Annotated in this window: 12 protein-coding genes; 5 read left to right on the forward strand and 7 right to left on the reverse strand. The window is 66.5% G+C overall.

From position 1 onward, the window contains the following. Nucleotides 1-180: 180 nt before the first annotated feature. Together DL519_RS14690 and DL519_RS14695 are read left to right on the forward strand one after the other, a co-directional pair. On the forward strand, nucleotides 181-693 hold the full coding sequence (locus DL519_RS14690) for a nitrilase-related carbon-nitrogen hydrolase (RefSeq protein WP_263399806.1): 513 nt from the start codon (nucleotides 181-183) through the stop codon (nucleotides 691-693). A 1-nt stretch (nucleotide 694) separates the two neighbouring features. Next, nucleotides 695-1,342, forward strand: a complete 648-nt coding sequence (locus DL519_RS14695) for an ABC transporter substrate-binding protein (protein ID WP_190823984.1) — start codon at nucleotides 695-697, stop codon at nucleotides 1,340-1,342. Between the two features lie 60 nt (nucleotides 1,343-1,402). Here DL519_RS14695 and DL519_RS14700 read toward each other — a convergent pair whose 3' ends face one another. The 3 genes from DL519_RS14700 to DL519_RS14710 are packed head-to-tail and all read right to left on the reverse strand — an operon-like array spanning nucleotide 1,403 to nucleotide 3,298. Then, the gene (locus tag DL519_RS14700) at nucleotides 1,403-1,822 is read right to left on the reverse strand and encodes an arsenate reductase ArsC (RefSeq protein WP_190815550.1); all 420 of its coding nucleotides are present in this window, start codon (nucleotides 1,820-1,822) and stop codon (nucleotides 1,403-1,405) included. 16 nt (nucleotides 1,823-1,838) lie between these two features. Continuing rightward, the gene (gene arsB, locus DL519_RS14705; protein WP_190815552.1) at nucleotides 1,839-2,933 is read right to left on the reverse strand and encodes an ACR3 family arsenite efflux transporter; all 1,095 of its coding nucleotides are present in this window, start codon (nucleotides 2,931-2,933) and stop codon (nucleotides 1,839-1,841) included. Beyond that, on the reverse strand, nucleotides 2,930-3,298 hold the full coding sequence (locus DL519_RS14710) for an ArsR/SmtB family transcription factor (RefSeq protein ID WP_190815554.1): 369 nt from the start codon (nucleotides 3,296-3,298) through the stop codon (nucleotides 2,930-2,932). The genes arsB and DL519_RS14710 overlap by 4 nt, the downstream gene beginning before the upstream one ends. A gap of 82 nt (nucleotides 3,299-3,380) precedes the next feature. Between DL519_RS14710 and DL519_RS14715 the strand changes: the two genes are divergently transcribed. Both DL519_RS14715 and DL519_RS14720 read left to right on the forward strand, forming a co-directional pair. After that, entirely contained in the window at nucleotides 3,381-3,827 is a 447-nt protein-coding gene (locus tag DL519_RS14715) for an ArsI/CadI family heavy metal resistance metalloenzyme (protein ID WP_190815556.1), read from the forward strand. A 562-nt stretch (nucleotides 3,828-4,389) separates the two neighbouring features. Further along, nucleotides 4,390-5,688, forward strand: coding sequence for an IS4 family transposase (locus DL519_RS14720; RefSeq protein ID WP_190815557.1), 1,299 nt, complete (start codon nucleotides 4,390-4,392; stop codon nucleotides 5,686-5,688). Nucleotides 5,689-6,689: 1,001 nt separating this feature from the next. On the opposite strand, the gene DL519_RS14725 is transcribed toward DL519_RS14720, so the two are convergent. Further along, nucleotides 6,690-7,361: a class I SAM-dependent methyltransferase gene (locus DL519_RS14725; protein ID WP_190815559.1), complete on the reverse strand. Its 672-nt coding sequence runs from the start codon at nucleotides 7,359-7,361 to the stop codon at nucleotides 6,690-6,692. 255 nt (nucleotides 7,362-7,616) lie between these two features. Between DL519_RS14725 and DL519_RS14730 the strand changes: the two genes are divergently transcribed. Beyond that, complete coding sequence (locus DL519_RS14730; protein WP_190815561.1) at nucleotides 7,617-8,909, forward strand: FAD-dependent oxidoreductase; 1,293 nt, start codon at nucleotides 7,617-7,619, stop codon at nucleotides 8,907-8,909. 47 nt (nucleotides 8,910-8,956) lie between these two features. On the opposite strand, the gene DL519_RS14735 is transcribed toward DL519_RS14730, so the two are convergent. Genes DL519_RS14735 through DL519_RS14745 form a run of 3 tightly spaced genes read right to left on the reverse strand, consistent with a single transcriptional unit; the run spans nucleotide 8,957 to nucleotide 14,251 of the window. Next, a complete protein-coding gene (locus DL519_RS14735; protein ID WP_190815563.1) occupies nucleotides 8,957-10,660 on the reverse strand; it encodes a SagB family peptide dehydrogenase in 1,704 nt (567 codons plus the stop codon). Next, nucleotides 10,621-11,607: a thiopeptide-type bacteriocin biosynthesis protein gene (locus DL519_RS14740; protein WP_190815565.1), complete on the reverse strand. Its 987-nt coding sequence runs from the start codon at nucleotides 11,605-11,607 to the stop codon at nucleotides 10,621-10,623. The genes DL519_RS14735 and DL519_RS14740 overlap by 40 nt, the downstream gene beginning before the upstream one ends. Continuing rightward, complete coding sequence (locus DL519_RS14745) at nucleotides 11,600-14,251, reverse strand: lantibiotic dehydratase (protein WP_190815571.1); 2,652 nt, start codon at nucleotides 14,249-14,251, stop codon at nucleotides 11,600-11,602. The genes DL519_RS14740 and DL519_RS14745 overlap by 8 nt, the downstream gene beginning before the upstream one ends. Nucleotides 14,252-14,261: the final 10 nt, after the last annotated feature.

A 14,261-nucleotide genomic window follows, 5' to 3' on the forward strand; every position in this document is an offset into this window, starting at 1 on the left:
ACCCATCCTAGTCAAAACCATTTGACGAAAAACGTTTTGATAGGTGGCTCGGATGGGACAACGCCAAGCAGCTGAGGAGCCGGTAGTCGCGGTCGCCCAGTTCTCCGCTGGCTCCGACATGCAGGCGAACCTGCTCCGGATGGGCGAACTGGCTGGTGTCGCTGGTCGCGCGGTGCACGTCTGGTGGTGTTCCCCGAGGCGTCGATGTTCGCCTGGGACTCCTCCGCCGAGCAGCTCAAGGCAGCCGCTTCGGTGGGTACGGAGTTCATCGAGCGAGTCAGCGAGATCGCCGTACGCGAGCATTTGCACGTGATCGCTGGCGTCTTCGCCGATGTTGGTGACGTGCGCCCCCGGAACAGGCTGATCGTCGTGGGGCCGGACGGGAGCCTCCGCGGGGCCTACGACAAGGTGCACCTTTTCGACGCGTTCTCATGGCGCGAATCGGACAAGGTCAGCCCGGCCGATACCCGCGGTGACCTGTCCGAACTGTGCACCTTCGTCATCGATGGGTTCACCGTCGGCCTGCTCAACTGCTACGACCTTCGATTTCCGGAGATGGGTCGGGCGCTGGTCGATCGCGGCGCCGAGGTTCTCGCAGTCAGCGCCGCGTGGGTAGCCGGCCCGCTCAAGGAGATGCACTGGAACGTGCTTCTGCGAGCACGGGCCACGCTACCGGACACCCTTCGACGATGAGCTGCGCTCGACCGGCGCGGTCTTCGACGACGGCCTGTTCGTCTCGAGCTTCTACTCGGTGTACGCCTTCGCCTACAACACAAAGGTGGTTCCACCGGCGCAGGCACCCACCGAATGGTCCGACCTGCTGGACGACCGCTACCGCGATGCGATCGGCACGGTGCAGATCGGAGCAGGCAGCTACAACCTTTCGCTGATGGACTTCCTCATCCGCAACTTCGGAGCGGACTACCTCAACCGGCTGGGCACGCAGAAACCGACCGTCTACGACAGTGTCGCGGTCGAGATGGAGGCGCTGAGCCGCGGCGAGATCGCAGCCGCGACGGTCGGGCTCAACAACGGGATCGCCCTGCCACGGTCTGGCGCACCGACACCTTACGGTGCCGACGTTGGCCAGCGCCCGTCCGGCGCTGGTCTTCCCGTGGCGATACCCGCCGCCAGCACAGTGCTGGTCTTACGTGGGTTTCCATCGGGCTGTCACGACGCAACTCGCCGCCACCCAACCATGTTGGGAAACCAAGTTCCTGGCAGACCGACTTGGCTCTCGCCAGCCTGCCAGGTTCCTTCACGGCAAGCCATACCAACCCGAAACGACACATCCTTACCCAGCTCCCCGAACAGTTGGGCCCCCGAGGCTGCGGGCGAATGACCAACCGGCGGCCAGGCCGGTCCTGACCCTAGGTCAAAGGACAGGCGGTGCTGCCAGGTTTCACCGGCCACCGCCCTCCGTTGGGATCAGCTCGGCCAGTAGGTCGCGGATGCGGCGGTCGATGTCGTCGCGGATCGTGCGGACGTCGTCGACGTTCTTTCCTGCGGGGTCGGTGAGTTGCCAGTCGAGGTAGCGCTTGCCGGGGAAGACGGGGCAGGCGTCGCCGCAGCCCATCGTGATCACCACGTCGGCGGCTTCGACGGCGTCGGTGGACAGTTTTTTGGGGACCTCGTTCGACAGGTCGAGACCGAGTTCGGCCATGACGGTCAGGACGGCGGGGTTGATGGTCTCGGCCGGGGCAGATCCAGCCGAGCGCACCGTCACCGTGCCTTGGGCGTGGTGCTGAAGCAGGGCGGCGGCCATCTGGGAACGTCCGGCGTTGTGCACGCAGACGAACAGGACTTCGGGTGTGCGGGACACGATCACTCCAAGGTGGTCACGAGGTGGTGCGGGCGCGCTCGGTGTCGACCGAGGCGGTAGCGCTGAACCAACGGCGGGCGGCCAACGAGACGTAGACCAGGGCGACCAGCACGGGCACCTCGATGAGGGGGCCGACGACCCCGGCCAAGGCTTGCCCGCTGGTGACGCCGAAGGTGGCGATGGCGACCGCGATGGCGAGTTCGAAGTTGTTGCCCGCCGCGGTGAACGACAGCGTCACGGACCGCTCGTAGCTCAGCCCGATGACCTTGCCCAGCGCGAACGATCCGGCCCAGATGATCGCGAAGTAGGCCAGCAGCGGCACGGCGATGCGGACGACGTCGACCGGTTGGCTGGTGATTTGGTCGCCTTGCAGCGCGAAGAGGATCACGATGGTGAACAGCAGCCCGTAAAGGGCGACCGGCCCGATCTTGGGCAAGAACCGGGTTTCATACCAGTCCCAGCCCTTGGCGCGTTCACCGAGCTTGCGCGTCAGGTACCCGGCGACCAGCGGGATGCCGAGGAAGATCAGGACGGACTTTGCGATCTGCCAAGCCGAGACCTCCAGCCCGACCGTGGGCAGGCCGAGCCAGCCCGGTAGCACCGACAGGTAGAACCAGCCGAGACCTGCGAACGCGATCACCTGGAACACCGAGTTCAACGCCACCAGCACGGCGGCGGCCTCCCGGTCCCCGCACGCCAGGTCGTTCCAGATGATCACCATCGCGATGCAGCGCGCCAGACCGACGATGATCAGGCCCGTGCGGTACTCGGGCAGGTCGGGCAGGAACACCCAGGCCAGCGCGAACATCACCGCCGGACCCACAACCCAGTTCAGCACCAGCGAGGACACCATGAGCCGCTTGTCGCCGGTGACGGTGTCCAACCGGTCGTAGCGGACCTTCGCTAGCACCGGGTACATCATCACTAGTAGGCCCAGCGCGATCGGCAGCGAGATCCCGTCGACCTGCACCGCGTCCAGTGCCAGACCGAGACCGGGAATCCACCGCCCCGCCAGCAGACCGACCACCAACGCCGCACCGATCCACACCGGCAGCAACCGGTCCAGCGTCGACAACCGCGCCACCACCGGCGCGTCCACTGCCCGGCTCATGCGGTGACCGCCCCGGCGTCAGCGGGCACCAGCACGGACGAGACGGCCCACAGGGTCTCGGGGCGCACCCGGTAGTAGATCCAGGTCCCGCGCCGTTCGCCCTCGATCACCCCGGCCTCGCGCAACACCTTGAGGTGGTGCGAGATCGTCGGCCCGGACAGCTCGAACGCCCCGGTCAGATCGCACACGCACGCCTCCCCGCCAGCGTGCGAGGCGATCAACGACAGCAGCCGCAGTCGCACCGGCTCGCCGATCGCCTTGAACACCCGGGCCAGCTCGGCCGACTGCTCCGCGGTCAACGGCTCCCGCATTACCGGCGAGCAGCACAAGGCCGCATCGTCGACCTGCCCGTCTTGTTTCGACATGCTTCTATCTTGACAGTCGTCAAACCAAGAGCCGAGCTGGCCTCAGCAGCTAATTAGATGGACATCTAAACAAGGGGATGAGATGTCTCGCATGCAACTCGCCCTTCGAGTCGGCGACCTCGAAAGATCGATCGCGTTCTACTCGAAGCTCTTCGGCGCCGAACCGGCCAAGCGGCGGCCGGGCTATGCAAACTTCGCCATCGCCGAACCGCCGCTCAAGCTGATCCTGTTGGAGGGCGAGCCCGGCCAGGACACGGTGCTGGACCACCTCGGGGTCGAGGTCGACAGCACCGAGCAGGTCGACAACGCCACCGAACGGCTCACGGCACTCGGCTTGTTCACCGAAGTCGAGGAAGACACGACCTGTTGCTACGCCCGGCAGGACAAGGTGTGGGTGCACGGCCCCGGCCGCGAACCCTGGGAGGTCTACGTCGTCAAGGCCGACTCCCAAACCTTCAGTGCGGCCCCCACGGAGTCCGGGGCGCAGTGCTGCGCCAGTGACAAGGACACCACGGCGGTCAACGCCTGATGACCACTGCGTGACGTGGTCTGCGCAAGAAGCCGTGCCTAAAAAGGTCTACCCGACCCCACCGCCGTCACCGGCTACAGTTACGCGCGAAATCGGCAGCACCCTCATTACGCTGGTCATCGTGCCGTTCGCCACGGTCGGCCGCACCCTGGCGAATCCAGCCACCTCCAACCGCCACCAACCGACACGCGCGCCGTTCGCGATACTTCAGCACAGCACAGAGCCGTTGTCGGAAATTCATCAACAACTGCACCGCGTAACCACGAAATGCGCCCCCTTCTGCACGTCTCGCCAAAACCTGACGCCCACGCTCCTGATTAGCCCCTGGACCACCGATTCGATCTCGACCTCGCGATCAACGCAAAATCCACACCGAAACACAAAAGAGCCCGCCGAACTGCGCTTTCGCGCCGTCCAGCGGGCTCTTTCGGGACGACAGGATTTGAACCTGCGGCGGTGCCACGAGGGTCGAGGGCAATGCCACGTAGCGTAAGTTGATCATGGTGTTGTGTCAGGGTTTTGCTGCTGATTCGGCGTGGTGACCTGATCATCACGCGGGTAGATGGCACGGTTACTCCTCGTGGATGTGGGTGTGGTGTCGCCAGATCAGGTCTCGCTCGGTGTGCTGGTGGCGGCGGTGCCCCGGGATGCGGTCGAGGAAGCGGTCGCGGTGTGCGGGGTCGGGGCCCTACGTGCGGACGGGAAACTCCCACCGCATGTGGTGGCCTACCTGACGATGGCGTTGTGTTTGTTCACCGAGGATGACTACACCGAGGTCGCGACCAAGGTCACGGGGTCGCTGGACCGGTGGGGATGCTGGGACGCCGCCTGGAGTGCGCCCACCGCCAGCGCGATCACCCAGGCCCGGAAACGGCTGGGCCGTGCCGTGTTCCCCGAAATCTTCGAACGGACCTGCGGCCCGGTGGCCGGGGAATCCGCCCCCATGGCCGGGCTGCTGGCGACCGGCCGGGCCCGGGGAGCGTGGCTGCGTGACTGGCGGCTGCTGGCTATCGACGGGTTCGATGTGGACATGCCCGACACCGACGCCAACGCCGCCGAGTTCGGCTACGCCGGATCCGGTGTCAGCCGGTCGGCCTACCCCAAGGCGCGGGTGGTGGCGTTATCCGAGTGCGGCACCCACGCCTTCCTCGCCGCCGAAGTCGACGCCTACTCAGTCGGGGAGAAGACCCTGGCCGGCCGGCTCTACCCTCGGCTGCACGCGGATGAATTACTGACCGCGGATCGGAACTTCTACTCCTACCAGGCGTGGAAACTGGCTGCCGGCACCGGTGCCGCGCTGCTGTGGCGGGCCCCGACCCAACTGGCGTTGCCGGTGGTGCGGGTTCTGTCCGACGGCACGTACCTGACCATCCTGATCAACCCGAGCATCCACCACCGAGCCCGTCGGGAACGCCTGCTGGCGGCCGCCCAAGCCGGAGAGGACATCGATCCTGACCAGGCCCAGTGGGCCAGAGTGATCGAGTACGACGTACCCGACCGGGTCGGCAACGGCACCGGTGAGCTGATCGCGCTGCTGACCACGATCACCGACCCGACCCACGCCCACGCCGATGAACTGGCCGACGCATACCATCAGCGGTGGGAACAGGAAACCGGCAACGACCAGCTGAAAACCCACCTGCGGGGACCCGGCCGGGTACTGCGCTCCCGGCTACCGGATCTGGTGCACCAGGAGATATGGGCCTGGCTGATCGTGCACCACGCGATCGCCGCGCTGATCACCCAGGCCGCCACGGCCGCTGAACTGGACCCAGACCGGATCTCCTTCACCCAGACCCTGCGTCTGATCCGCCGCACCGCTACCGGGACGGCGGACATTCCCCCCTCAGGACTGGATTGAGGCACTACCCCATATCTTGGCCAACATCGCGGGCCTGCGCATCCCGCGCCGCCGTCACCGGACATGTCCGCGCGCAGTGAAACGCGCCCGCCACAACAGTTACCGGGTGAAGAAACCCGGCGAACCCGCCAGCATCCGCCACGACGGGCCAGCCACCATCCGGTTCCATCCCCTCCAACCCCGAGCAGCATGATCAACTTAAGCTACGTGGCATTGGGGGTCGAGGGGGCCGTAACCGCTGGCTTGGACACTGCGCGTCCGTCCGTGAGCTCGCCGCATCGAGACGGTCAAGCGCCGACCACGACATCCGCCATGCGCGTTAATCAGTCGCCGCTGCGCACGACCGCAAACGAGGTGCTCGTTTCGGGCGGTGAGGCATCAGCGGGTCGCTGGATACTCAATGAAACCGCAGAAATATTCTTTAGCGAACCCCAGATTTCGCCGATCCCGAGAGCATCGATTCTGGAAAACGATGCCGGTGCGCCTGCGATCGCCCTCTTGCAGAAGCTCGGAATCAAGCATTCCGCAGCGGCATCTTGCCGGACGCGTAGCTCAAATGGACAACGAATCAGGTCTCATTGCCGCTGACGAAGCAGCTCTTCCACCCCGGTTTTCCATGGAACGGTCCGTGATGTAGCCCTACCGGTCGAGACGCGTTGATTAACCGTTCGCACGGTACGAGTGTAAACATGCATGGCACGGAGGTGCCACACGATCGCGACCCTCCTTTCGAGTGAAGACGCTGGATCGAATATTCGCAGAGTATTGATGAATGCTGTTCATGGGGGATTTTCGGAAACGATGCGGAATATTCCCTGCGGTAAATTCAGAAGAAGCGGCGGACTGCGGCAGGAGCGGAACGAGGTGGCCTCGGAAGCGCCGGCCCCCGCCGTCGACGAGTTCTGCTTCGCGGCTGATGGAGTCCGTGAACGGTTTCGAGATCAGGGCCGCCGACGGCCCTTCGGCGGTCAGCAGCGGCGGCACGATCCGGCGCACGGACGTCAACAGGCGGGTTTCTTCGCCGTGAGCACGAGCAGAATCGGTTGTCCCACGAGCCAGGACGACCACGGCACCTCGGCGACCATCCGGTCATCGCCGACGAACTCGTGGTGTTGCACCGCGGTGAAACCCGACTCCGCAAGCCAGCCCTCGTAGTCGTCGACGGCGTAGGGGTGGGCCACCAGCTTGTAGGCCCTGCCGTCGTACTCGAACTGCGCCGACATCCCTGTCACCGCCATCATTGGGTGGAAGACGGAGAACACCAGCCGACCGCCGGGGCGCAGCACCCGGTGGAACTCGGCGGTGGCCCGGCCGGGATGGTCCAGGTGTTCGCCGAGCAGCGCGCAGTAGACCGCGTCGAATGCGGCGTCGTCGAAAGGCAGCACACCCTGTAGGTCCGCTTCGAAGACCGGAACCTCCGGGCAACGGATTCGAGCGACCTCCAGCATGCCCGCGGAGAAATCGACACCCACGGGCGCCGCCCCGGCGGTGAGCATCGCGGCGAGGTTGCGGCCGGTGCCGCACCCCGCATCCAGAATCCGCTCCCCGGAAGCCGGCGCCAGCAGCCGGATGCTGTGCTGCGCGTCCACTGCGACCACCGGGTTCGGCGTCTGCTCGTAGGAACCAGCCCACAAGTCGTACCCGGCTTTCGTCTCTATGTCGTGCAACTGCATCCTGGACCGTCCAAGGGCTAGTATGAAAAAGTCTGCGCGGGGGCTGGACAAACCTGGGGGTGAGTTCGCCACCGCGGTGAACTTCGCGTCACCAGCGCGAATCGCGGCAATCGACGGCTCAGGTCATCGATTGCCAACACATTCCGCACCTTACCGACCGGATTGCGCGGCGAGCAACCAACAACCGAATGGGAACATCCGGGCGGCGCCACGACGCCGATGACGAATACCGGGAGCACAGGAGGCCACGGAAGAATGTCCGACACATCGTTCAAGGTCATCGTCATCGGCGGTGGTATCGGTGGGCTGTGCCTGGCGCAGGGGTTGAAACGAGCCGGTGCGGATGTAGCCGTCTACGAGCGCGACCGCACCAGGACCGACCGCCTGGAGGGCTATCGGATCCACATCGATCCGGACGGGGCGAAAGCGCTGCACTCCTGTCTCCCGACGACGACCTGGGACGCGTTCGTCGCCAGCACCGTCGACCTCGGCGCTTTCCGCTTCCTGACCGAGGGTCTGCACGAACTCATGGTTCTGGAGTCTGATTCGCAGGTGGCCCCGGAATCCGGCCCCACCGAACGTTCGCACGCCATCGACCGCGTCACACTGCGGGAGGTGCTGCTGACCGACCTCGACGACGTGCTGCACTTCAACAAGAAGTTCGAGCGGTACGAGCGCGATCCCGACGGCATGATCACCGCGCACTTCGCCGACGGCACCACGGCAACCGGCCACGTGCTCGTCGGTGCCGACGGCGTGAACTCCCAGATCCGCAGGCAGTACTTGCCACAGGTGGAGCGGGTCGACACCGACGCGTTCGGGATCGGCCTCAAGCTCCCGCTCACCGAAGAGGTGCGTGACTGGCTGGAACCGCCCCTGTCCACTGGGCGGAACATGATTATGGCGCCGGCGCCCTACTTCCTCTCCATCTCGGTGTTCGACCGGACCACCGACCGCGATGACCTTCCCTCGACTCCCGGTGACAACGCTTACGTCGGAACGGCTTTCGTCGTCCGCCGAAGTGCCTGCCCAGCGAACATCCACGCGCTCAATGGCACCGAGCTCAAGAAGTTCATCGAGCGGCTGATCTCCGGTTGGCATCCGCAGCTGCGCAGACTCGTCGCGGAGTCCGACCCGGACAGCGCGCTGCTCGTGCCCTACAAGACCTCGGTCCCGGTGAAGCCGTGGGAGAGCACCAACATCACGCTGCTCGGCGATGCCGTGCACAGCATGTCGCCCGTCGGCGGACTGGGCGGCAACACCGCACTGCGCGACGCGGATCTGCTGTGCCGCAATCTTGTCCGGGTGCACCGCAGCGGCACGCTGACGGTCGAAGCGATCCGCGACTACGAAACGACGATGCTCGAGTACGGCTTCGCCGCCGTCCGCAAAGCGTTGCGCTACCAGAAGCAGGGCTTGCAGAGCAACAAACTGGCGGTTTCCCTCTCGCGGATGTCCTTCCGCGCGATCAACAGCATGATGCAGCACCGAAGCAAACAGGCCGCTCGGCGCACCGGTCCGTTGTCGAAAGCACGTTCCGCAGGCTGACTCCCCGCTCCCGCGACGATCGCCGAAGCGGCGTGCGTCGCGGGAGCCTACTGCCAGGCCGCCTCGTAGAAGTCCCCGGGCGCTCGACCGGAACCGATCATCACCTGGATCAGGCTGGTCAGCCCGGTACCGTCGACACCGAGCAGCCGGTTGGTCCGCCGCACGTCGTAGCCGAGACTGGCGTGGCATCGCAGGCCCAGCGCCGCCGCGGCGAGGTAGAGCCGTTGCGTCATGATGCCGCCTTCCATGTTCTGCATCCGGAACCAGCGGTCGCCGTAAACCTCGAACCCGGCGCCGTAGTCCCCCACCGGATACACGCAGAGGTTCGCGTGAGTGAGGTTGAAGAGCCTGATCAGCAGCGACTCCTGGAGCTCGTCACCGATGTCGCCCGCGCGCACCAGTTCCAGCCCGGCTTCGTCGTCCGCCGACGCGGGCCGGTAGCGGTAGACGCCCGGGTCCACTCCGGACACGCGGTTCACCGCGCAGAAAAGAATCGTGTGCTGCATCGACTGCTGACGCTGGTCCAGGTCGTTGGAGTAACCCTGCGCGGCGGCGGCGAGCAGCGCGGACAGCGCCTCCAGGCTCATGTCCGCGGGCGTGAAGTAGCCCATCGACGAGCGGCGGGCCGACAGGCCCGACAGCAGATCAGTCCGATGGCGGGGCAGGCTCAACGTCGCCCGGCTCAGAACTCCGGACGCGGTGACGGGTTGCTTGGCCCCTTCCGCGCGCAGCGAAGTCCGATCGGGCAAGCGGGACGCCCGGTGCACCCGCGCCTGCAGCGGCAGCAGGTCGAGTGACCAGTCCGGCTCTGACACCGATGATCCCCCGGTCCGCGATACGAGCACGTCGTCGGTCAGCCGCGTACCCGAATCACTCGGTACCGCATCCGACTCCTCGAGCTCGCCAATCGTGATCGCCGCGTAGACACTCTCCCGCATCGGGTCCAGCCGCAGCAACCGGTCCAGGCCGTCGTCCACGAACTGGTACGAGACCCTCGCTTGGAGTTGGTAGCGCGCGACCACCTCGAGCAGTTGCCCGACGAGCACGCCGCAGTCCAGGCCGCACAGGCGGTAGGTCAGGTCACCGTACTTGAAGGCGTTCTTCCAGAAAAAGGCGCTCACCAAAACGGTCAGGCTCGCCCTCGTACCGGGAAGGCCCAGACCAGCAGCCAGTTCCGCGGTCCAGTCGCCTTCGCGGACCGCCACCAGGGCGTGGTGCGCGGCGTCGTAGTGGTGGACTCCTGGCGCGACTCCGCTGTCTGGAGCGGAGACCAAGTACAGTTCGGCGGGAAACCGCGACCCCCCGGAAGGGACCGGGCGAAGCGAGTTGCGGGCGAGCTTCGCGCCACCGGGCGGGTCGGCCCCCCTGGTCCCGATCAGCCTTCGCAGCGCATCCGCGGCAGTCCACCGGTAGCGGGCCACGCCGTAGGAGTCGAACAGGAGCTGGCCCACCCGGTCGAGGCCCACCCGGTCGAGGCCCACCCGGTCGGCAGGCGCGGTGGCGGTTCGGTTCTCGTAGCCGAGAGGTATCCGGGGGTGGCCGCGGTAGAGCTTGAACTGGGAGGGAGCGTCGTCCCAGTCGACTTCCTCAGGAAACGGCATGCTCTCGGCGAGTTCCTGGTATTCGCGCGCCGCTGAGCTCGCGTCGAGTCCCGCTTCCCGATCTCTCGCGCGGGCTTCGGCACTGTGGAACGTCGTTGGCCGCTCGGCGTTCAGTTCGCACCCCCGGTGATCTCGGAAATGGATCGCCACAGCAGGTACATCAGATAGGACTCCGCCGGCAACGAGATGCCCAGGCGGTTGTTGTGCATGTGCGAGCAGAAGAGGAGCACGCTGCGCAGGCCTGCATCCGGCGTGGAGCCCATCAGCAGCTCCCGCGGTGCGAACAGGCCCTGCTGCTGCAGCCCGTCGAGCCGTTGGCGCAGCGCGGTCGTCGAAGCGGTCCACCGGGCCACTTCGGGCCCAGCCTCATCGGTCGCGCCGGCTTCGACCAGCTCGACAAGTTTCCTGACGAGCCGTACCAGGCGGGCCCGCTGCCGTTGGAACTTCGCCTCGAACAGCTGCTCGCTGGCCGCCACGTCGCCGAAGAGGAGCTGGCGTCCCCAACCGCGCTGCCCGGTATCGAAGTACCCGGTCAACCCGTTGGCTCCGTTGGCGGCGACCATCGCCGACACCAACATCATCGTCAAGGCTTGACCACTCCGGCGATCAGCCGGCGCATCCGACGCCACGATGTCAGCAGCCAGCTCGCTGGATTCCGTGAAGTGCCGCTCGACCGCTCGCATGGCCTCGGGCGTGTCTCCGTAGCGTCCGAGCTCGGGTTCGTAGTGCGCCGTGCGCATCGAGTTGTCCGGTTGCAGCGGCTCGACGGTGTCCTGGCCGCGCTCCACAGCGACCAGCGGCTGCGCGATTCGGAGGTACTCCTGCTCGCTGATGACCGTCCGCGAAGGACTGGTTTCGAGGAAGCCGCGCACGTGGCGGTCCACCAGGCCGGCGACCTTCGCCGCGTCCTGGGGTGCCCGCGGCTTCAGCCGCAGCCGCAGGTGGGGGCCGGCCTGCCAGTGCCTGACGAAGAAGTGGTCCTCGACGAGACATCCGCCGGTCAGGTCGGCGAACAGCGGGCGGATCGCGCCGTTGATCAGCCGATCGAGCGGCTCGTGGTAGTGGATGTGCATGCTGGTCCAGCGCGTCTCAGCCATCCCGGCCTCCCCGGGTCAGTTCGACGACGAACTCGCAGGCGTGCCTGGCATCTCCGTCCCGCGCGACCAGGTCCGCCGGCCCCGGCAACATCTCCTCGAACACCAGCGCCTCGTCGGTTCCGGCGACGACCTCGTCGAGCACGTTCAGGAAGAGCGCGCTGGAGAAGTCGACGTACACCGGCTTGCGTGTCTTGTCGAACATCCCGTCCACACGCGATTTCTGGGCGGCGTGGCCGTGCCCGGCGATGGCCCGGACGAAGCACTGCCGCGGGATTCCGTGCCGTCGGCGCCACCGGGTGACGTCGATCAGGTGCCCCACGTCCGAGCCCCCGGCGGGTCGCCACGGCAAGTCCTGGGCCCGCACGACCCACGAGGCCCGGTTGACGACGAGTTCACCTAGCACTAGCCGGGGATATCGGCGAACGCCGTCGAGCTCATCGGAGGCTGAGGCCGTCGACAGCTGCTTGATGAACTCGAAGCGGGGCACGGCCTGACCGAACATCTGGAGGAGGAACCGGTAAGCGGGGGGCAGCAGGAACTCGACCATCATGCCGAGGTGCACCGGTATGACGCCGATGCCCCGGCTCTTCGAGACGAGGCGGAGCTGCCGCGTCTGCGGATCGTGGACGACCACCAGATCGTTGAGCGGTATTTGCCGTTTCGCAGGCCGGTCACTCGTGCTCATTGGGTAGCTGATCTCGTAGCAGGTCACCGGTCGTTTCAGGTTGAGGTTCGACCCGACCGTCCCGGTGACCTCCGCGTAGTACCGGCCGTCCGGGCCGGGGGCGGGGAGCTCGGGCTGCTCGAACGCACCGGTACCGGCCTTGTGGTCGAGCCTGAGCAAGCGCGCCTGGCTGCGCCCGAAACCCGTCATGAGCTCGTTGAGCACGGCGCGCGGTTGACCGTCCGTGTCGGCGAGCGGCTGGAGGTAGCAGGCCAGGGACTCCTGCGGACGGACGTGGCCGGGCAGGCGGTGGAGGAAGTCGCGGACCGGTTCGCTGGGCAGCCGCCGCACCCCTTCCCCGTCCACGGGGGCCTCGGACACGAGCGCGACCAGCGTCTCCTGTAGATCGGCCAGCTGGTCCAACCGCTCGATCCCCATCCTGGGCACCGGAAACGCCTGCTCGTAGCAGAGCGCCAGTTCGGCCCCGCCCACGCGGAATCCCGCCGGCCGCTCTCCCGACTGCCCGATCGCTTTGCAGAAAGCGCTGTAGAAATCGAGGAAGTGCACCTGGGCACCGCTGCCGTAGTGCTCGGCGAAGAACTCCTCAGCTGCGATCTGCCCGGGCAGGAACCGGTCGTAGAGCCCCGCAAGACGGCGCACCAGGTCCAGGTCGTTGAACAGCTCCTGCCAGTGCTCCGGGGCACGCACTGGCCGGACCCCGGTCATCAGCACGTCCTCGTAGAAGGCGTTCTTCGGGATTTGCTCACCCGACGCGCTCCATCCGAGCAGGTCGTAGACGTTCCCGAGCCGGTCATGGATGGCTTGGGCCTGGTCCAGCCGCGCGGCCGGGGCTTCGAGGTCCTCGTAGTCCTGGAGAGCGGACCGCAGCCGCCCCAGAGATTCCCGCGCGGACGCGACGCGCTCGCCGTCGAAGCGGGCGAGCAGGTCGACCAGCCCTCCGAGCGGGTCCACGTCGTTGTCCGGCAGCTCGAAGCCGATCTCGATCAGGCCGATGTCGATGAGTTGGTCCAGGAAGCGGGCCACCTCCTCGCTGCGGTTGCGCCGGTCCGCGGCGGCGAGCTCATGCACGACCCCACCGTGGGTTCGGTTGCTGCCGTGCCGTACCTGTCCCAGAAATCGCCGCAACGTGGGTGTCGCGTTGAGTTCGAGGACGGCTTCACCGTCTTTACGACCGAGGAAGCGGATCATCTCACCGTCCTCCACGACACTGCTGTTCACCCGCATCGGCAGCCCCGCCCGGATCTCCGGCCACGTCGCCAATGCCCGGGGTATCTGCTGCTGGAGGAAGGCGTTCAACTCCACGACGCTGCGACGTCCGGCGCCGTCGAAGGACAGTTCTGCGCCGGTGCGGGAGGACCACCTGCCTTGCGTGGAGGCCGTGAAAGTGCTGTAGGGGCTGGTCTTGGCCGCCATGCGCGAGAGGTACTTCGCCAACTTGCGCTCCAGCTTGCGGTCCGCGCGGGACGGCGACCACTTGCCGAGGCTGAGGTAGAGGTCCCTGCTTGCCAGCACCAGTCCCCGCTGGACGGCGGGACGGGATGCGATGTCGTGCAACGCGCGCCGTTGCACTTCTTCTTCAACGAGCAGTTCGTTGCCGGCTCGGGTGATAAGGGCATCGCGGTCGATCACCTTCCGGTGCCACGTGTCCAGCGCATCGGCCAGTTCCGCGGGCACCGCCGCCAGCAAATCAGCGTCCGGACCGCCGGCGCGGGGAGCACGCCCCTGGTACACGTCGCGCCGCAGGGTGATCAGGCGGCGCCGCAACGGGGTTTCGGTGACGCGCCCGATCATCGGGTGCAAGGCATCGGAAAGCGGTTCCCCCTGGGCGTCCAGCCACTCCTGGATGTCGACGATCTGCTCGACGAGCTGCGCCGTCTTCTCGGTGCGCAGACGCGCCAAGACGGCCAGCGGCAGCTCCGCAGCACGCACCACGAAGGTGGGTTCGACGCGGTAGTTCACCTTCCCACCC

It is taken from the genome of Saccharopolyspora pogona (assembly GCF_014697215.1).
Classification (GTDB): domain Bacteria; phylum Actinomycetota; class Actinomycetes; order Mycobacteriales; family Pseudonocardiaceae; genus Saccharopolyspora; species Saccharopolyspora hattusasensis.